At 62.0% G+C, this 19,001-nt stretch carries 18 protein-coding genes and 1 pseudogene; 10 read left to right on the top strand and 9 right to left on the bottom strand.

What is annotated here, in order from left to right; genetic code table 11:
- Positions 1-272 precede the first annotated feature (272 nt).
- Both Mame_RS08220 and Mame_RS08215 read left to right on the top strand, forming a co-directional pair.
- Positions 273-1,268 (top strand): hypothetical protein, encoded by a 996-nt coding sequence (locus tag Mame_RS08220; protein WP_018066218.1) that lies wholly within the window; start codon positions 273-275, stop codon positions 1,266-1,268.
- Positions 1,269-1,680: 412 nt separating this feature from the next.
- The gene (locus tag Mame_RS08215; RefSeq protein WP_018066219.1) at positions 1,681-3,573 is read left to right on the top strand and encodes a PhoX family protein; all 1,893 of its coding nucleotides are present in this window, start codon (positions 1,681-1,683) and stop codon (positions 3,571-3,573) included.
- A 54-nt stretch (positions 3,574-3,627) separates the two neighbouring features.
- On the opposite strand, the gene Mame_RS08210 is transcribed toward Mame_RS08215, so the two are convergent.
- Entirely contained in the window at positions 3,628-4,116 is a 489-nt protein-coding gene (locus tag Mame_RS08210) for an RrF2 family transcriptional regulator (protein WP_018066220.1), read from the bottom strand.
- A 134-nt stretch (positions 4,117-4,250) separates the two neighbouring features.
- On the opposite strand from Mame_RS08210, the gene Mame_RS08205 reads away from it, so the two are divergent.
- The 5 genes and pseudogenes from Mame_RS08205 to Mame_RS27260 all read left to right on the top strand — a co-directional run bounded on the left by Mame_RS08205 (position 4,251) and on the right by Mame_RS27260 (position 7,601).
- Positions 4,251-5,168 carry an NAD(P)/FAD-dependent oxidoreductase gene (locus Mame_RS08205; protein ID WP_018066221.1) on the top strand — a complete coding sequence of 306 codons (918 nt, stop codon included), beginning with the start codon at positions 4,251-4,253 and terminating at the stop codon, positions 5,166-5,168.
- A 12-nt stretch (positions 5,169-5,180) separates the two neighbouring features.
- Complete coding sequence (locus tag Mame_RS08200; RefSeq protein ID WP_018066222.1) at positions 5,181-5,795, top strand: class I SAM-dependent methyltransferase; 615 nt, start codon at positions 5,181-5,183, stop codon at positions 5,793-5,795.
- Between the two features lie 426 nt (positions 5,796-6,221).
- Positions 6,222-6,476: an antitoxin gene (locus Mame_RS08195; RefSeq protein WP_018066223.1), complete on the top strand. Its 255-nt coding sequence runs from the start codon at positions 6,222-6,224 to the stop codon at positions 6,474-6,476.
- Positions 6,473-6,877, top strand: coding sequence for a type II toxin-antitoxin system VapC family toxin (locus Mame_RS08190; protein WP_018066224.1), 405 nt, complete (start codon positions 6,473-6,475; stop codon positions 6,875-6,877). Before Mame_RS08195 ends, Mame_RS08190 begins: the two co-directional genes overlap by 4 nt.
- Before the next feature lie 15 nt (positions 6,878-6,892).
- A pseudogene (locus Mame_RS27260) lies at positions 6,893-7,601 on the top strand (IS5 family transposase).
- Here the strand turns inward: Mame_RS27260 and Mame_RS08180 are convergent.
- Positions 7,598-8,785: a helix-turn-helix domain-containing protein gene (locus tag Mame_RS08180; RefSeq protein WP_018067867.1), complete on the bottom strand. Its 1,188-nt coding sequence runs from the start codon at positions 8,783-8,785 to the stop codon at positions 7,598-7,600. The pseudogene Mame_RS27260 and the gene Mame_RS08180 sit on opposite strands and share 4 nt — an antisense overlap.
- 268 nt (positions 8,786-9,053) lie before the next feature.
- Between Mame_RS08180 and Mame_RS08175 the strand changes: the two genes are divergently transcribed.
- Both Mame_RS08175 and Mame_RS08170 read left to right on the top strand, forming a co-directional pair.
- Positions 9,054-9,614 (top strand): phosphatase PAP2 family protein, encoded by a 561-nt coding sequence (locus tag Mame_RS08175; protein ID WP_018067868.1) that lies wholly within the window; start codon positions 9,054-9,056, stop codon positions 9,612-9,614.
- The gene (locus Mame_RS08170) at positions 9,611-10,132 is read left to right on the top strand and encodes a DUF6653 family protein (RefSeq protein ID WP_018067869.1); all 522 of its coding nucleotides are present in this window, start codon (positions 9,611-9,613) and stop codon (positions 10,130-10,132) included. The genes Mame_RS08175 and Mame_RS08170 overlap by 4 nt, the downstream gene beginning before the upstream one ends.
- Positions 10,133-10,824: 692 nt before the next feature.
- On the opposite strand, the gene Mame_RS08160 is transcribed toward Mame_RS08170, so the two are convergent.
- From Mame_RS08160 to Mame_RS08130, 7 genes are all read right to left on the bottom strand, one after another.
- A protein-coding gene (locus tag Mame_RS08160) for an IS630 family transposase (protein WP_155122056.1) occupies positions 10,825-11,773 on the bottom strand; the annotation gives its coding sequence in 2 pieces (ribosomal slippage) (positions 10,825-11,436 and positions 11,438-11,773; 948 coding nt in all).
- Positions 11,774-11,862: 89 nt separating this feature from the next.
- Complete coding sequence (locus tag Mame_RS08155) at positions 11,863-12,786, bottom strand: isoaspartyl peptidase/L-asparaginase family protein (RefSeq protein ID WP_018067653.1); 924 nt, start codon at positions 12,784-12,786, stop codon at positions 11,863-11,865.
- A 3-nt stretch (positions 12,787-12,789) separates the two neighbouring features.
- Positions 12,790-13,683 carry a polysaccharide deacetylase family protein gene (locus Mame_RS08150; RefSeq protein WP_018067652.1) on the bottom strand — a complete coding sequence of 298 codons (894 nt, stop codon included), beginning with the start codon at positions 13,681-13,683 and terminating at the stop codon, positions 12,790-12,792.
- Positions 13,680-14,432 (bottom strand): SDR family NAD(P)-dependent oxidoreductase, encoded by a 753-nt coding sequence (locus tag Mame_RS08145; protein WP_018067651.1) that lies wholly within the window; start codon positions 14,430-14,432, stop codon positions 13,680-13,682. The genes Mame_RS08150 and Mame_RS08145 overlap by 4 nt, the downstream gene beginning before the upstream one ends.
- Positions 14,423-15,442 (bottom strand): ketopantoate reductase family protein, encoded by a 1,020-nt coding sequence (locus Mame_RS08140; RefSeq protein ID WP_155122055.1) that lies wholly within the window; start codon positions 15,440-15,442, stop codon positions 14,423-14,425. The genes Mame_RS08145 and Mame_RS08140 overlap by 10 nt, the downstream gene beginning before the upstream one ends.
- On the bottom strand, positions 15,439-16,140 hold the full coding sequence (locus Mame_RS08135) for a creatininase family protein (RefSeq protein ID WP_018067649.1): 702 nt from the start codon (positions 16,138-16,140) through the stop codon (positions 15,439-15,441). Before Mame_RS08135 ends, Mame_RS08140 begins: the two co-directional genes overlap by 4 nt.
- Positions 16,112-17,137, bottom strand: a complete 1,026-nt coding sequence (locus tag Mame_RS08130) for a GntR family transcriptional regulator (protein ID WP_018067648.1) — start codon at positions 17,135-17,137, stop codon at positions 16,112-16,114. The genes Mame_RS08135 and Mame_RS08130 overlap by 29 nt, the downstream gene beginning before the upstream one ends.
- 153 nt (positions 17,138-17,290) lie before the next feature.
- Between Mame_RS08130 and Mame_RS08125 the strand changes: the two genes are divergently transcribed.
- Positions 17,291-18,862, top strand: a complete 1,572-nt coding sequence (locus tag Mame_RS08125) for an ABC transporter substrate-binding protein (protein ID WP_018067647.1) — start codon at positions 17,291-17,293, stop codon at positions 18,860-18,862.
- Positions 18,863-19,001: the final 139 nt, after the last annotated feature.

Here is a 19,001-nt window from a genome sequence, read left to right as displayed (position 1 = left end):
AATGCAAAAGCGTAACGTGACAGCCATTCCACTCGGCCGGTCACCGTTTGCAGGAGACTGGCAGTTAGAGCATCGGGCGAGAGATTTGTTCCAGTCTCTTTGAGCAGGCGCCCTACACAACGATGCTGCCGGAAACCAACCTATTCTCGTCACGTCATCGGCACCCGGCTATTGCGGGGTTCGCGTAGGCGGAGGTAGAGTTGTTACATGATTGACTTCGGTATGGGGCGGATGGAGCGGGTCATTCCAGGGGATAATGAGATGAGAAGACAATGAGGCGGCATGTGAATATTCTGCGCGCGGCGGGCCTTGTCATCCTGCTGGTCTTCACGTTCCCGTGGCCTGCTCTTGCCGCGGCGCAAACGGACACAATCCCTGAATGGCTCAAGCCGCATGTCGGTATGAAGGAAGGCCAGATCGCGCCTCCGGTTCTGTTGCGCGCCCGTGCCCTCTACATGGAGAAACGTGATGCCGGCGCGGTCAGAAATCCCTGTTACTTCGCCATGGATCCGACGCGACCCAACAATCTGCCCAGCGGTAAACCGGGAAAGCGGTTTTACATGATCTGCGAGGCAAGCCGCTCCTTTGCGGCGATGCCGGCGGGCCACGGCGGTGGCCGGACGCTGCCGGGCGTTGCGGATTTCAAGAACGAACGGCGCTGTGCCAAGAATTTCGGCAATGCACTGGAGTCGAGTCTGACCACCGGCGGCGGGTACCTTACCAGCGAAATCATCACGTCATTCAAGGGTTATTACCGCTCGTCGGCCCGGAATTACACGCCTTTTACGCGATCATTTGTTCAGTTTGATGGCGAGGGGGAGACGGCGAACGCCCGGAAACGCGAGATTGGCGGACATGCCGGCATGCTGCTCAGGGCCACGTGCCGCCGCAAGGATCCATCGAGCCCTTATGCCGACAAGGGCGGCTATGTCCCGGTCGGGACGCTCATCGACTACACCGGCGGCCGAAGCAATGGCTGCACGACCTGGCCTCTGGCCGATGCCCGCCAGCTCATGCCGATGGTTTCCGGCAATCGCACGACCGTCTACATCTATCCCGAATCGCGTGACATCGATGCCGTTGCCCGCATGGTCGCGGCAGGAGGGTCGGCGTCGCAAAACGGCCTTTACTGGAACGATATGTGCCTGAATGAAATCGGTACGCCGAAGTTCTGGCCGAGGGAAAGCCTCGAACCGGTCATCGCCCGCTATGATGCGGCGCACCCGCCTGCGGTTCCAAAGCCGCTGCCGATCTGCAACGATCCCTGAAATTCCCAGAGCAGGGCAGCGGGCCGTTTCTGTTCGCCTTTGGCAGGCGGGGGATGAGAGGCGGCCTGATAGGCCTTTTTCGGGCAGGTTTACGCAACAGGGTTGCCTAGGCTCGGTCGGCGCGCAGCAAAGCCGGAAATCCGGCGACATGGGATCGCCAATCGGCCATCGGCATGACCCCGCTTCCTATTCGAGTCAGGTGAGGTATCGCGCCATCGGGGCGGCGCTTTCGGCCTCCTTCGGGTGATGCGCGCGCGATGTCGGGAGCTTTGCCGCCATCAGTTGAACCGCGGCGATTCCTGTGGGAATGGCGGTTGCCTTTTTGAGGCTGTCATCGACGGGACATTCATTCCACCGTCAAGAAAGCCAGATACGGTCCCCTCGTAATGGTATTAAATCACGAGGGACAACCATGACCAAGGTACCGCCAATCAAGATGCCCGCCGACGCGTGGGACGAACTCAACTTTCCCCGGCCCGAAGAAAACGATTTCGACCGCGTTGTCGAACGCGCGATCTCGCGGCGCGGATTTCTCGGCGGCGTCGTCGCTTTCGGCTCGGGCGCCGTTGCCATGAGCGCGGGGCTGATGCCGAGCGGCACGGCTGAAGCGGCAACGCCGCAATCGCGCTTCCCGTTCACGCCGATCGCGGCCCAGACCGATTACGCCTTCCATGTGCCGGAGAACTACAATGCCAGGGTCCTGGTGAGCTGGGGCGATCCGCTTTATGACGGCGTGGCCGAATTCAACCACGAGACCGGCGGCTCCGTTGAGGAATCCGACAAGGTCTTCGGTGAAAACACCGATGGCATGGAAACCTTCGAGATCGGGGGTCACCAGATTCTCGCGGTCAACAACGAATATGTGAACAGCGACATCAACCTGCCGCATACCGAAGACGGCGTGCCGCAGAGTGCGGCCGATGTGCTGAAGCTGCAGAACCTGCAGGGCGTGACCGTTGTGGAAATCAAGGAAGGTGCTGACGGCTGGTCCGTGGTGCGTTCCAGCCCCTTCAACCGCCGCCTGCACCACAATGCGCCGATGGCGATTTCGGGTCCGGCCGCCGGCCACCCCCTGCTGCAGACCGAAGCGGACCCGGATGGCCGCGCCGTGCTCGGCACCATGGGCAATTGCGGCGCCGGCAAGACGCCGTGGGGCACCTATCTGACCTGTGAGGAAAACTTCAACGGCTATTTCGGCGCCACCGAAGAGACGAGCTACAGCGATGAGGTCGCCGCCGGCTACAAGCGCTATGGCATGGCCGCCGAAAGCCAGTACGGCTACGAAAAGTTCGATCCGCGCTTCGATACGTCGAAAAACCCCAACGAGCCGCACCGCTTCGGCTGGGTGGTCGAGATCGATCCGACCGATCCCGACAGCACGCCGGTCAAGCGCACCGGGCTCGGCCGTTTCAAGCATGAAAACGCCGAAGTGACGCTCGCCCCGGATGGCCGCGTCGTGGTCTATCTCGGCGATGACGAGCGCGGCGAGTTCCTGTACCGCTTCGTCTCGACCAATCCCTATGTCGCCGGCGGCGATACCGATGGTCTGCTCGATGACGGCACGCTTTATGTCGCCAAATTCAACGACGACCAGACCGGCGAATGGCTGGCGCTGACGCCGGAAACCACCGGTATGGACGAAGCCGACATCCTGATCTTCGCCCGCATGGCCGGGTCAAAGGTCGGCGCCACGACGATGGACCGCCCCGAATGGGTCGCCGTCAATCCCTACGCCGTCGAGGCCTATTGCTGTCTCACCAACAACAAGAACCGCGGCGTCAAGGCCAATGCCGGCGGCGACGCCACCCCGGTCGGCGGGCCCAACCCGCGCGAGGCCAATGAATACGGCCAGATCGTGCGCTGGTACCCCGATGGCGACGACCACGCCTCCGACACGTTCCGCTGGGACCTGTTCGTCATGGCCGGCAATCTGGAGGTCCATTCGGACGCCTATGCCGGTTCGTCCAACATCAACAGCGGCAACCTGTTCAACTCGCCCGACGGCATGGCCTTCGATTCGAGCGGTCTCGTCTGGATCCAGACCGACGGCGAGGACAGCAATGAGGGCGATTTTGCCGGCATGGGCAACAACCAGCAGCTCGCAGGCGATCCGGCAACGGGCGAGATCGTCCGCTTCCTGACAGGCCCGCGCGGCGGCGAAATCACCGGCCTGTGCTGGTCCGCCGACCGGCGCACCATGTTCGTCGGCGTCCAGCATCCGGGCGGCTCCTGGCCGGCGGAAGAAGGCCTGCCGCGCTCGTCGATCATGGCGATCAAGCGCGACGACAACGGCCTCGTTGGCTGACGACCCGACAGCAGATATCGATGCGGCATGGCGTTCAGGACGCCATGCCGCTGATTATCCATCGGTGCCGAAGTGCTTCGAGGCTGCATTGGCGCGGTCTTCGCCCGCCTCGACCTGAAGCGCGGCGAAGCGCTGCTCGAAATCCTGCGCCAGGTCTTCCACCGAGATCTCCGAGAATTGCTGCAGCAATTTGCGTTCGGCCTCCTTCATCGCAAGGTCGAGCCGGGCGTCGACGGCCTTTTCCACCAGACAGTCGGCGGGTTCCGCGCCGGGGCCGATGTTGAAGAGCGGTGGGCTGCCGATCGCTTCGTAGACATCAAGCAGCGATATCGCGCTCAAGGGGCGGGCCAGTTCCCAGCCGCCGCCGTGGCCCTTTTCCGAGATCAGGATCGCCTTGTCCCTGAGGCCGGCCATCATCCGCCGCACCACGACAGGGTTGGTCGAAATCATCCCGGCGATCTGATCCGACGTCGCGCGCTCGACATGCCGGTCGAGATGGATCAGCACATGCAGCATACGGGACAGGCGAAGATCGCGCGGCATGACATGGCTCCTTGTTTCCAGCTGAACTCTGTCTAGCAGCGATCACGCAACAATGAAAGTTTCATGTCTTGCCTCCATCTGTGATTTCATGTAACTCATAAAAATACATTAAATCATAAACACAGGATCAGGCTATGGATCATGATGTCCTCATTATCGGCGGCAGCTTTGCCGGACTGTCGGCGGCCATGCAGCTGGCGCGGGCGCGAAAGGCGGTGCTGGTGCTGGATACCGGCATACCCAGAAACCGCTTTGCTGAAGCATCACACGGGTTTCCGGGACAGGACGGGCGAAGCCCGGCCGATATCACGACACGGTTGCGCGAAGAGCTGAGCGCCTATCCGACCATTCGCTTTCACGATGAAGCAGCCGTTTCAGCAAGGCGTGAAGGCAATGGTTTCCGTGTTTCTCTGGCCGACGGCAGCAACGTGACCGCGCGGCGGATCGTCCTTGCCTATGGCGTGCGCGACAGCCTGCCGGATCTGCCCGGCCTTGCCGAGCGCTGGGGCGCGAGCGTGCTGCATTGCCCCTATTGCCATGGCTATGAACTCGACCGGCAGCCCGTCGGCGTGCTGGCGCGCAATGAGATGGCCCTGCATCAGGCGATGCTGCTGCCCGACTGGGGGCCGACGACACTGTTTATGCAAGGCTTGCTGCAGCTCTCGCCGGATCAGATGCAAGCGCTGAAGAGCCGCGCCGTGCGGATCGAGGACACGCCCGTGGCGGAGCTGATCGGGTCCGGTTCGACGCTTGAAGCGGTGCGGCTTGAAGACGGCCGCATGGTCGCGCTCGCGGGTCTGTTTCTCGCGCCTGTTACCGCGCCTTCCAGCGATATCGCGGCGCAGCTGGGCTGCGAAATGCGGGAGGGGCCGACCGGGCCCTATGTTGCCGTCGACCAGATGCAGGCGACGACGGTTGCCGGCGTCTTTGCCGCCGGCGATCTGGCCAGTCCGATGCCGAACGCAACGCTGGCGGCAGCGGCCGGGGTCATGGCCGGAGGCGCTGCCCATCGCTCGCTGATCTTCGATCCCGATCTCGCCGAAACGGCCTGAAGGAGACCAAAGATGCAGACCGAAACCATCTGGAACGATATATATGCCAAGGGTCCGCAGACCTCGTCGGGCAAGCCCGGTTTGGCCCTGTCCCAGTTCGCGGGGCCGCTTCGCCCCGGCACGGCGCTGGAACTTGGTTGCGCCAGGGGCGACGATGCCGTCTGGCTGGCCCGGCAGGGTTGGGACGTTACGGCAATCGACGTCTCTTCCGTGGCGCTCGGCATCGCTGCCCGAAACGCTGAAGCCGCCGGCGTTGCGGACCGCATCAGATTCGAGGCGCGCGATCTTGCCCTGTCCTTTCTGGAGGGGCGCTTTGATCTGGTTACCGCCAGCTTCCTGCATTCGCCGCAGGACTGGCCGCGTGGCGAAGTGCTGGCCCGGGCCGCCGCGGCAGTGGCCCCGGGCGGTCATCTTCTGATCGTCGAGCATGCCTCGCGGGCGCCCTGGTCATGGTCGCCTGAAAACACCCGCTTTCCCACCGCCGAAGATACGCTCGCCTCGATGCAGCTCGACCCGGAGGCATGGGCACATCGCTGTCTCTGCCCCATAGCCCGCATCGCCTCCGGGCCGGAGGGACAGAGCGCCACGGTGGCTGACAATATCCTCTTCCTGAAACGGCTGGCGTAAGAACCTCTAAATCACCCCTTCATTGACCTCGCAGGGAACCCATTCGCGAGCTATTCTCGGTACTCGTTGCGCTCGATCGCGGAAGAACAAGGGGAAATCCGCTTGAGCAATGCACTCGTAAACCCGCTCGCTTTCCAAGAAGCCGGGTGTCATCGAGGCGGCACGGAGGATCAAGAGCTGGGCACGCGGGCTTCTGGAGCTGGAGGAAACCACTGTCGTTTCGGCAAACGAACTGGCGTGCCACCTTCCCGGCTGCCCGCCCAGGGAGACGGTCGTTCTGATCAAGGAGGGCAGAGAGAACCCCTTGCAGTTTCCCGTGCCAGTCTGGGGGATAGAAAGCCGGGCTACGCTTCGCATTAAGATTGAAATCTCATATGCGAGCTAGTATATACATCTGTATATGCATTATTTTAACAGGAGGTTTTCATGCCCCAGGCATCTGAAGCACGTGAAGCCAAACTGTTTCGCAACAACAAAAGTCAGGCGGTCCGTATCCCGGCCGATTTCGAACTGCCGGGCGACCGTGTGATGATTCATCGTGAGGGAAACCGACTGGTAATCGAGCCCGCCCCCAAAAACAAGCTTCTGGACATTCTGGCGCGGCTGAAACCGCTCGGCCCGGATGACCAGTTCCCCGATGTCGATGAGACCTTGCTGCCAGCAAGGGAAATCGACCTTTGAGCCGTCTTTACATGCTCGACACGAATATCGTGTCGGATCTCGCGCGTAATCCGGCCGGCGCCGTCGTCGGCCATATCGTTGATGTCGGACAGGATACGATCTGCGTCAGCATCATCACCGCGGCTGAACTAAGCTATGGTTGTGAACACAAGGGATCTGCCAGGCTGACGACCCAGATCGAGGCCATTCTTGGCGGCATGCAAATACTCGCATTGGATGCCCCGGCACATGCCCGTTACGGCCGCATCAGAGCAGAGCTCGAAGCTGCCGGCACGCCGATCGGTCCAAATGAACTGCTGATTGCGGCCCATGCCTTGGCTGTCGATGCCATGCTGGTGACAGCCAATACGCGCGAATTCCTGCGGGTGCCCGGCCTCCAGGTTGAAAACTGGCTAAACTGAACCCGATCCCGAAAAATACCAGACCCTTGCTTCCGGGTCCCTGATGTTGCCCCTCGGCTTTGCCTCGGCATACTCTGGCGCTTTCACACCGGCAGCCCGTGGGCTGATGTTCCGGAACGCTATGGTCCTCACACCACCTGTTATAATCGCTTTGTCCGCTGGCGGCGGGCTGGTGTCTGGGATCGCCTTCTCAAAGCGATTTCTTCCGCCTTCGTCGGCGATATTCAGATGATCGATTCGTTGTGTGTTCGCGTGCATCAGCATGGCGCCACCGGTAAAAAGGGGGCGCCAATCGAAGCATGGGACGTTCCAGAGGTGGCCTGACAACGAAGATCCACGCTCTCTTTGATGCCGACGGGCTGCCGATTGATCTTCGCCTCTCGGAAGGGCAGCATGCTGACTGTCGCTACGCCGAAGACCTGCTCGCCAGACTTCATGCCGGGGCGACGCTTTTGGCCGTGGCTATGACACCGACGCCATCCGCGTCACGGCAAACCAGGCGAAGGCACTCGCCAACATCCCGGCGAAACGAAACCGGAAAAGGACCTGCGCTTTCAGTCCGTTCCTCTATCGCTATCGAAACCTCGTCGAGCGGTTCTTCAACCGCATCAAAGAAGCGCGTGGAATTGCAACGCGTTACGACAAGCGAGCCGACAACTATCTTGCAGCAATCAAGCTCTTCTCTGTGCGAATATGGCTAAAGCGTTACGAGTCTACGGCCTAGCCCGTGGTGTTGTCCGGGTCTATGCCACAGTCCGCCTGTTGCGCCTTGCGGAAGGCCGCCGGGGTTTTGCCCGTTTCGCGCCGGAACGCGGTGTAGAAGGCGGATTTGGAGTTGAAGCCGACATCATAGGCGATCTCGAGAACCGAGCGTGCCTGCGAAACCAGCAGGTCCTTTGCCTCGCCGATGCGGTGGCCGTTGACGAAGGCGTAGAAGGACTGGTCGAGCGTTTCGCTCAGCGTCTGCGAGATATAATTGGGCGCGACGCCGATATGCTGTGACAGCGACCAGAGCGAAAGACTGGCGTCCCGGTAAAGCCGTTCATCCGCCATGGCGGCAACGAGCTTGTCCGCGATCCGTCGCTGCATCTCGGGCGACAGCGCGCTTTTTTCATATTTGCCGTTTTCGACGGCCTCCGCCGGGGCCGCATCCGGCGGCAGCAGCCCCGGTCGCTGGCGCAGACCCCAAAAGCCCAGAACCATCACGATCAGCAGAGACCAAAGACGGTCGACAATCACCGGCACGACGGCCCAGCCGAGCGGATCGAACACGGCGGCATCGACGAGGTTGAGCAGGGCGTAAACGGCCACCATGCCCATCAGCCAGTTGATCCAGTACAGTTCCAGCCGCTCGGTGCTGGCATAGAGATCGCAGAGCCGCTTGCGATAGGCGGTCAGTCGCCGGTACATCAGCACGACATAGACCAGCCACAGGGCGAACGTCGCCGGGCCGAGCAATCGCCAGATGACGACAAGAGCGGAAAGGGCTGGCGGCAGCGGCGCTCCGGTTTCCGCGGCGGCAAACAGGCCGTTGCGTGTGGCAACCGGCAGCAGGGCCATGGCGAGGCCGGCGGCGACGGCAATCGCAGGCAGAATGAAATGCCTGCGCGATGGCCTTGGAAACGGCCCTTCCTCAGTCAGCGCCAGCACGTAGAAATAAAAGAGCGGCGCCAGCAATGTGCTGGCCGGGGCGAACAGCCCCCACACCAACGAGGAATAGAGATGCCCGGCAAGCGTGGTCTCGTCAAAGCGCAAGGGCAGCGGCGAAATGATGAAGACCAGCAGGAACAGGCCACCGAGCAGCCGGGCGCTGGCGTGAAACCGGGTCTGCCCGAAGGCCAGCACCGCCGAATAGAAAGCGACCACCGGCAGGGCCGTGTCGGCAATGGTTTTGAACTGGTCGATCAAGGGCGGTGTCGGCGTTTCTGTCGGGCGTTGAGGGAACTTTCTACAGCATCGGCCCGCAAATCGGAATCGATTTTCGGGAAGCACGATGCGTAGATTCAACGGGTTAGAGCGCCCTTCCGGTAACCGCAAATTCCGGCCTTTTCGGGAAAACGCCCGGCGAGAAAGGCGATTTCAAGCCTGTCCGATGTCCTCGCCTGCCGGTCAGGACGACGCAACGGCGTCTTCGCCGTAGCGCACCCGTGATTGAAGCGATCACGGACTTGGACATTTGAAGCAAACGCTCCTCCACCACAGAAATATCCTCATCGTCGCCGTGCTGGCGCTGGCGCTGTGCCTCTCTCAAAGAACGGTCGAAAGCTACGGCGACAACCTGCAGATCGCGCTGCCGGTCGCCGCGTTCGGCTGCCGGATCGCCACCGGCGGCGGCGGAGACTATGCGGTGCGGTTTCTGGCGATGCTCAGCACGGTTCACCTCACGAAATGGGGGCTTGGCGACGCCCGGATCAACATCCGCCCCTCGGGCAGCCTTCACGGTTTTCCCTCCGGCCACATGGCGGCGGCCAGCTTCGGGGCGAGCAGCCTTGTCAATGCCTGTATCGAAAAGTCGCCGGCGGTGAAAACCGTCGTCATCCTGGCGGCATTCTTTGTCGGCGGCTCGCGCATCGAATCGGATTCGCATACTCTGTGGCAGGTTCTGGCCGGGGCGCTCTGGGCGCTGCTGTTCGAGCGCGGCTTCAGGAAAGCCACCGGCCGGATCCGGCGACTGGCGCGCAAACGAAAGACCGACAGGATGGCCGCAGGCACAAACACGGAGAACATCAGCCGATGAGATTTGCAGAATATGCGGAAAAGCTGATGGGGATGGACGACAGCACCTGGCAGCGCCACGCCAATCCGTGGAGCGGCTGGAGCCGGCTGACCGTCCTGCCCGCCCTCGCGCTTGCCGCCTGGAGCCGGGTGCTGATAGGCCCCTGGGCCATCCTGCCGGCGCTTGCAGCCCTTGCCTGGGTCTGGCTGAACCCGCGGCTTTTTTCGCCGCCCGCCCGCAAGGACAACTGGATGACGCGCGGGATTTTCGGCGAACGGGTCTGGCTCAGGCGCAAAAGCGTGCCCATTCCCGCCCATCACGTGCGCGCCGGCAACGTGCTGAACGCCCTTTCGGCCCTCTCCGGTCTCGTCTTCATTGCCGGTCTGGTCTGGCTCGATCCGTGGGCGACGCTGTCCGGCATGGCGCTGACCATGCTGCTGAAGCTCTGGTTCCTCGACCGCATGGCCTGGCTCTACAGCGATATGGAGAAGCAAAACGCCCAATATGCTGCGTGGTCGTCTGGGGGCACGGCTGCGTGAACATGGACAGTGAAGTGGAAAGTACCGTTCCATGAGCAGGCCGAGCGGCTGCGGGGATAGTGCGGCGACCGAGCTCTTCTTCTTTTCCTTGGTTGCTACAAGGGACCAAAAGAAAGTCCGTCGATCACTCAATCAGGTGGGCGCCGACATGTTCGTTTGTGTCGAGCAAGGGAGCAACCGTAAGGGCCTTGAAAGGATATGAACCGGCGATCCCGTCGTTATGATACTCATCTGCGTAAAATTCTAATACCCGAACAAGAACTGAGCCTGGGTGAGATGACACGAATGGGCCGAAGCCTGAAGGCCGGTTTCGGTTGATCCTCTGAGAGAATTGCCATGCGTTGGTCGCGTCGCTAAAGCCGGATAGTCAGGTCGCTCTGTTCAAGCGTCTTAATTCTCGAGGGCATCCGTTTGCTCCACCTTATTGAAAACCAGGTTGCGGGGAAACGTCTGTGTCTGAACGATGATAATGTCCGCGACAAGTTTCCCAACAATTTCCCTCAGAGCATAATCCGACCGGAGCGAAGCGAAGCGAAGCGAAGCGAAGCGAAGCGAAGCGAAGATCGACAATATTATGAATCTAAAACAAATAGATAGAGCGCCGATCTGATCCGGTCAGATCGGCGCTCTAGCCCATGATGGAACTGACCGAATAAGGCAATTTCGGCGGGGGTTTGCGATTCTAGAGCGTTTCAGTTTTTAATGGAAGCGTATCCAGCATTTGCAAGGTAACTTGCGCACTCTTGCGGTTTGATGGTGGTGACGAGGCGGCCGATGGCCCGCCATGTTTCCTCGACGGTTCGCTTCTGCCCCATACGCATCCAGTGTTTGATCTTGGCGAACGCCTGTTCGATCGGATTGAGATCGGGCGAATAGGGCGGCAGGAACCATAGCCTTGCGCCTGCCGCTTTGATCGCCTTGCGGATCGCGGCTGACTTGTGGCTGCCGAGATTGTCCATGACGACGATATCACCGGGCTTGAGAGTGGGCACGAGGATCTGCTCGACATAGGCTTGGAAGCACTGGCCGTTGATCGGCCCGTCGAAGACGCAAGGGGCCGTCAGCCGGTCGCAGCGCAGCGCGCCGAGAAAGGTCAGGGTTCGCCAATGCCCATGCGGCGCAAAGCCGCGAAGGCGTTTGCCGCGTTTGCCCCATCCCCGAAGCGGGGCCATATTGGTCTTGATCCAGGTTTCATCGATGAACACCAGCCTGCTGGGGTCGAGGCCGGCCTGCAAAGTCTGCCAGCGTTGACGCCGTCTGGCGATGTCGGCGCGCGCCTGCTCAAGGGCGAACAGTGTTTTTTTTGAAGCTGAGACCCTCGCGCCGCAGGAACTTCCAGACCGTATCGTGCGAGACCTTTACGCCACGCGCAGCCAGTTCATCCTTCAGCCCGTGCAGCGTCAGATGCGAGGTCTGGTTGATGCGCTCGATGATGAAGGCCCGGTGCGGTTCCAGTATGCGCTTGCGATGGCCACCCATCTTGCCGGGCGCGACCGAACCTGTCGCCCGGTAGCGCTGCGACCACTTCACTGCAGCAGACACGGAAACCCCAAAGCGGGAAGCGACCGAGCGGCAGCTCTCGCCAGCCTCAATGGCAAGAACCACACGCTTACGAAGATCATTGGAAAGAGGTGCCGTCATCAGATGCTGGCCTCCTGCCCAGCCAGCATCTTGAATCACAAAACCAGCAAAAGGGGAATCCCTTTGATTCCGTCAAACACAGAACCGCTCTAGCGGTAGATTGCCGTCTGCGGCTGTTCGCCTGAGCGCACGAAACCGCGATACATGCCTTCGGAGTTGAAGGGCAGCGTGATGTTACCGTCGCGGTCGATGGCAATCACGCCGCCGGAGCCGTCATTTTCCTTGAGGTCGACCATCACCACGTGGCGAGCCGCCTGTTCGAGGCTTTCGCCGGCATGACGCATGCGGGCGGCGATCTCGGATGCTGCCGTCCAGCGCATGAAGATTTCGCCATGGCCAGTACCGGAAACGGCGCAGGTCGCGTTGTCGGCAAAGGTGCCGGCGCCGATCACCGGCGTATCGCCGATCCGGCCGGCGGCTTTGCCGGTCCAGCCGCCGGTTGAGGTCGCTGCCGCCAGATTGCCGTCCTGGTCGCGCGCCACGGCGCCGACCGTGCCATGACGTCGGGACGGATCGCCATCATCCTCGCCGGCCTTCTTGAGCCGCAGCGTTTCCTGCAACGCATCCCAGCGCGCCTGGGTAAAGAAATAGTCCTTGCCGGCGAATTCGAGACCGGCCTTGCGGGCGACCGCAAGCGCATTCGGGCCGGTCATGGTCACATGGACGGTGTGCTCCATGACGGCGCGTGCGGCGAGAACAGGGTTTTTCGGTCCGAAAATGCTGGCAACGGTCCCCGCCCGGCGATCCCTGCCATCCATGACGGCGGCATCCATTTCCTGCTCGCCCTGATCGGTGAACACCGCGCCGCGGCCGGCATTGAAGAGAGGCTCGTCTTCCAGCGCGCAGACTGAAGCTGTCACGGCATCAAGCGCGGAGCCGCCGTCACGCAACACCGTTTCGCCGGCGTCCAGCGCGCGGCGAAGACCTGCGTGATAGGCGGCTTCCTTCTCAGGCGTCATGTTCGATTTGAGGATCGTTCCGGCACCACCGTGCACGGCCAGGGAATATCGCATTTCTTATCCTTTCAGCCCGGCCTGTTCGGCGCAATACCGAGCGATCTCGGCGTGGGTCGCAATCCAGCAATCGCCCTTTTCGGCGATATGCTCCAGCAGCGTCTCGAGAATGAAGATGCGTGAGCGATAGCCGGTGATATGCGGATGCATGGTCAAGAGAAACAGCCCGCGCTCTTCATGGGCGCCATCGAATTCGCGCCGGAAGATGTCGAGCACATCGGTGGGCGGCGTATAGGGGCGCTGCGCGCCGAAGCGGTTCATCATGAAATAGACCGCATCGTCGCGGATCCACTCGACCGGCAGTTCGACAATGCCCGTCGCCTCGCCATTGTCGAGGATTTCATAGGGGTCGTCATCGGCAAACAGCGAGCTGTCATAGAGAAGGCCGAGTTCGCGCGCGATCTTCAGCGTCACCCCGGAATAGTCCCAGGAGGGCGTGCGCATGCCGACGGGGCGAATGCCCGTGATCGCCTCCAGCGTATCGGCGGCGCGCAGCATCAATTCGCGCTCCTTTTCCGGCGGCACATCGGTGTTGCGCTCGTGGATCCAGCCGTGAAGGGCGATCTCGTGGCCGTCGCCGGCCAGCGATTTCTGCTCCTCCGGATGCAGAAGAGCGGAGACGGCGGGGACGAAGAAGCTCGCCTTTGCGCCAAACCGGTCGAGCACCTTGCGGATGCGCGGGATGCCGCGCCGGGCGCCGAATTCGCCCCAGCTCAGCCGCGCCGGCGAAAGCCCGCCATCGCGCAGCTCATTGGTCTCGTGATCGCTGTCAAAGCTCAGCGCCACGGCGCAGCGCGCGCCGCCCGGCCAGCTTGCGGGCAGCAGGTTGCGGCCAGCGCGGACCTGATTGACCCGGCCCCGCCAGGTCGTCTCGTCCCATTCGAAAGGTTCGCTCATGCATGGCCTCCATCGACCGAAATGATCTGTCCGCTGATCCAGCCGGCTTCGGCGGAAGCGAGAAACGTCACGGTGTTGGCGATATCCTCGGCCGCGCCCAGCCGGCGCATGTGAATGCCGTTAATCACCGCCTTCTGGCGCTCCGGACCGAAGGCCGCCCACTGACGCTCCGTCGAAGGGTTGGACAGGATGAAGCCCGGCGCCACGGAATTGACGGTGATGCCGAAGGGGCCGAGTTCGAGCGCCAATTGTTTGGTGAGTCCGACAAGGGCATGCTTGGCGCTGGCATAGGCCTGAATGCCGGTCAGGCTCGGACGCAAACCCGCGCCGGATGAAATCGTGATGATCCGCCCGTGGCCCCGTTGCTTCATGCCAGGCGCCGCGGCCTGCGCCGACCACATCGCGGCATCGACATTGGCCTGGAAGATCACGCGCCAATCATCCTCGCCGATCTCCTCCAGCGGTCGTCCCGCCTGCCCGCGAACACCGCCCGCCGCGGTCACGAGGCCGTCTATCCGGCCATGGCGGGCAAGGACGGCCTCGACCGCGTGATGCGCGCCCGTGCGGGAGCCGAGATCAGCCTGATGCAGGCTGATGCCATCTCCGGCCAGACGGTCCATTCCGTCACCATCGATATCGATCGCGGCAACGGCGGCGCCGGAGCGCGCAAGCCTCAGCGCGGTCGCCGCGCCGATGCCCTGGGCCGCACCGGTGACGGCGAAGACTTTTCCGGAAAGATCTATCCGCAAAGCGACACCATCTCGTCGACCCGAGCGGCGGATTGCGGTTTCTCGCCATCCTCGATCGCATGGATCAGTTCGACCAGCTTCGCCAGCACCGGCACCTCAAGGCCATGGGCGGCGGCAAGCGGGATCATGGTGCCGATCTGCGCATCCACCTCGGTGCGCCGTTTGCGCACGGCAAGATCGCGCCAGATACCGGAATGGGTCTTGGCGGTCTTGCGGTTATGGGCCACCATGGTTTCAAGCGCCACCCTCATGCCGTCCGGATCGGAACGCAGAAAGGCGTCGGGATCGAAGCCGTTGAAGCCGAGCGGTTTGACGCCCTCGGCGCTGGCTAGCGCCATCACCTCATGGCCGAGCGCCTCATAGACAACGCGATGTTCCGGCCGGGCCATGGCATCCGACATCGAATCCGGCGTCAGCGCGGTGCAGAATAGCAGCGCTCCGTAGCCCATCTTGCCCCAGAGATAGCCCCAGATATTGTCGGTCGCGACCGCATCGGGCTCGACGATCGAAAGCAGGGCGTGAACATCGCGCACGCGCTGGCTCACCCGCCCGTCGAGCTCGCCAACGGCGACCGCCGCGCGATTGCCATAAAGGATGCGGCCCGGCTCCAGCCAGTCCGCGCCGAAATTGACGAAGCAACCGACGGTATTTTCAGCGCCGATCCTGGCCGCGATCACCTTCTCGTTCAGCCCGTTCTGGGCGGAGACGACGTAACCGCCGGGGGCCAGATGCGGAACGAGCATTTCAAGCGCATCCTCGGTATGGTGCGCCTTGACGGCCAAGAACACCCGCTCGTAGCGGCCCTCAAGCTCGTCGGGCGTGCTTGCCGGCAGGACGGTGGTGAATTCCTCGACCGGCCCTTCGATGCGCAGGCCCGTCTTGCGCATGGCTTCGACATGGTCCGCCACGATGTCGACCATATGCACCGTGTGACCGGCGCGGGCGAAATAGGCACCGAGAACGCCGCCGATGGCGCCGGCGCCCCAGATCAGTATCGGCGAATGGCTCATGCCCATTCGCCGTCGATCAGAGCGCGGGTTTCCTCGACGGCAACGGTCCAGACGCGTTCCATATCCTCATCCGGCCGCTGATAGAGCCCGCCGTAATTGCCGTCGCCGATCAGTTCGCGCACACCCTTGGAGTTGCGGTCGCGCAGCCGGTCGAAATCGACATAGGGCTTCTGGACGTCGGGCATGGTACGACCGGGAAGCCGCGTCCAGGGGAAGTTCTCCATCCAGCTCGCATGGCTCGCCACGGGATCAATCTCGCGCACGGTCGCCATGGTTTTCGGCGCCCGCCACCAATCGTGAAAACGGCAGCGCGCGCCCTCGTGCCGCTCCATCCACTCCATCGTCACCGGCAGCACCGGCGTGTTGCCGCCGTGACCGTTGACGATCAGGATCCGGCGGAAACCGGTCGCATAAAAGCTGTCCAGAATGTCGGAAACCAGCGCCGCATAGGTGGACAGCTTCAGCGACACCGAACCCGGAAAGCTCATGAAATAGGGCGTCAGCCCATAGGCGACCGCCGGAAACACCGGCACGCCCAGCGGCGCGGCGGCGTCGGCGGCAACCTTTTCGGACAGGATCGAATCGACCGACAGGCTGAGCCAGGCATGCTGCTCGGTGCTGCCAAGAGGCAGCACGCAGCGGTCGTCCGATTTCAGGTAGTCCTCGATCTCAAACCAGTTGCTTTCGGAAATTTTCAACGTTGCCCCTCCGTGTTTTCAGGATTTTTGTTCTGTAGGCCTCGATCGTGGGAAGCAGTTCCTTCCGCACGGAATGGATATCGGGCGTGTGACGGTATTCGAAGGCGCGCTGCTCCGGCCGCAGCGTCTCAAGCAGGTATTCCGCGCCCGTCGCGTAAACCAGCACATCGGCGCTGGCGATCACCTCGCCCGCATCGGCGTCGCCGCGCACCACCATCCTGAGCTCGGTGATGTGCGGGCCGAAACGGCGAATGCCCGCCTTCATAATGGTGACGAAGGTGTCGAAATAGGAATAGCCGACGACGTCGGCATCGGTCGGAAGCGCGGCCAGCGCCACGCGCGTCGCCTCATCGGGAATGAGGGTCACACCGGTGATCGGCGTGTCGGCCAGGATTTCGCGGGCGGGCTTCAACAGGCTGCGCGGCGAGATCACCAGATCGATCGTTTCGGGATCGAGCGCGGCAAGCGTATCCATGGTCGCAATCGAGAGCGTGTCGCCATGGGCAATGTAAGGCCTCAGGGCCCGGGCATAGGCTTCGGTGGCCTCCGGGAAATTGCCGAGCACGAGAAGGCGGAGATTGCCCAGGGTCCGGTTCGACGTCATCGAGACACGGGTGGCAAGTTCCGCCGGGGATAGGCCGCAATCCCGGGCAAAGTCGACCAGATCGGCAATGCGCATGTCGAGTTCGCGCAGCTTTGCGGCATTGGCGGCAAGCGATATGCTTTTCACGAAGGTGCCGGACCCGACGCGCCCTTCAAGATGCCCGATATCCTGCAGGGCGGCATAGACCGTGCTGACGGTGACCGGCGAAATCCCGAGCCGCGATGCAAGCGACCGCACCGAAGGCAACCGTCCTCCCGACGGCAGGTCGCCGGACGCTATCCCGAACTCGAGCGCGCCGCGAAGCTGCACGGAAACCGAGACCGAAGAGCTTCTGTCGATCGCTTCGACAATGCGATCCATGGCCTGGTCAAATTGCGTCTGTATGTCTGTCATAGTGTTATCATGGAGAAAAACACCAAGCCTGCCAAGCCCGCCAAATCATGTTTCAAGCGGAATTTTAAATCGCCAATGCGTACCAAATTAGGCTTGACCGTATCAAATTTGCTGACTTAGTGTATCAATCAGATGAAACAAAGGGGAACAAAAATGACGAAATCATTCCTGAGATCCGCCGTGACGGCGCTGGCCCTGATGGCCGCCGCGCCGGCCGTCTATGCAGACGATCTGATCATCGGCCTGCGCGCCGGTCCGGATTCTATCGATCCGCACTGGTCGACGCTTGGCAGCCAGGCCGAAGCGCTCCGCCATATCTACGACACGCTCGTCGATGTCGATGACAAGCTGCAGCTGAAGCCCGGACTTGCCGTCAGCTGGGAGCCGGTCGACGAAACCACCTGGGATTTCAAGATCCGCGAAGGCGTGAAATTCCATGATGGCTCCGACCTGACCGCCGAAGACGTGAAATTCTCGATCGAGCGCATTCCCGAAGTGACCGGCCCGATGCCGATGACGCTCTACACCAAATATGTCGACAGCGTCGAAGTCATCGACGACTACACGCTGCGCGTTCACACCAAGGGCAAGGCGCCGGCGCTGCCGAACGACTTCACCCGCCTGTTCGTCGTGCCCTCCGAAACCGGCATGGAAGCCCGCAACGAGGAATTCAACTCCGGCGAGGCGGCGATTGGAACCGGCCCCTACAAATTCGTCTCGTGGCAGCCGAAGGGCGATCTCGTGCTCGAGCGTTTCGATGATTACTGGAACGGCGAGGCTGCCTGGGACAAGGTCATCCGTCGCGAAATTCCAGATGACGCAGCCCGCGTTGCAGCGCTTCGCTCCGGCGAGGTCGATCTCATCAACTATGTTCCGGCCTCCGACTATCTGGCGTTCAAGAACGACAGCGATCTCGAAACCTTCGTCTCGGACTCGATCTACATCCTCAATATCGCGCCAAGCGTGAAGGATGAGGAGCCACAGCCGATCACCGTCAACGGCAAGCCGGTCGACGGCAATCCGCTGCAGGACCTGCGCGTGCGCAAGGCGCTCGATCTCGCCATCAACCGCGACGTTCTCGTCAATGTCGTGCTTGAAGGCCTCGGCAAGCCCGCCAACCAGCTCATGCCCGAAGGTTTCTTCGGCTACTCCGAGGAACTCGGCCCCCGTGAATACGATCTTGAGCAGGCCAAGGCGCTGCTCGCGGAAGCCGGCTATCCCGATGGCTTCGAGATCGATTTCACCTGCACCAACAACCGCGTTCCCGGCGATGCCGTGGTCTGCGAGGCGCTGGCGCAGATGTGGGCCCGGCTTGGCCTGAAGGTCAACGCCCAGGCGCTGAACGGCACGGTGTTCTTCCCGGCGGCTGCGCGTGAGGAATACACGATGACGATGTCGGCCTGGGGCACGCTGACCGGCGAAGCGGCCTATACATACGGCGCCCTGACCCACACCAAGGATGCCGACAAGGGCTTCGGCAACTTCAACCGCACCGGCTATTCCAACCCGGAATTCGACAAGGTGTTCGACGAAGGCACGCAGACGCTCGATGCGGACCAGCGCAAGAAGCTCTACGAGGAAGCCTCCGTCATCGCCATGGAGGATCGCGCCTTGATCCCGACCGTCATCCTGCAGACCGTCTGGGCCGCCGATGCCGGCAAGCTCAACATCACGCCACGCGTCGACCAGGAAACCCGCGCCTATGAAATCACGCCTGCCGAATAAGGCGTGACGAGGCCGCAACAGCGTTGGCAACCGCTGTTGCGGCACCTCCTTTTATGGACGGTCGCGGGCTTTCAGCAGGGACGGCTTTTTCCGGCCTGCCCGTTCCCGCATAGTGAGGACGGTGGCAGCAGACGATTCA

It is taken from the genome of Martelella mediterranea DSM 17316 (assembly GCF_002043005.1).
Classification (GTDB): Bacteria; Pseudomonadota; Alphaproteobacteria; order Rhizobiales; family Rhizobiaceae; genus Martelella; species Martelella mediterranea.
The sequence above is the reverse complement of the archived record's forward strand: the minus strand, read 5'-3'. Positions and strand labels throughout refer to the sequence as shown.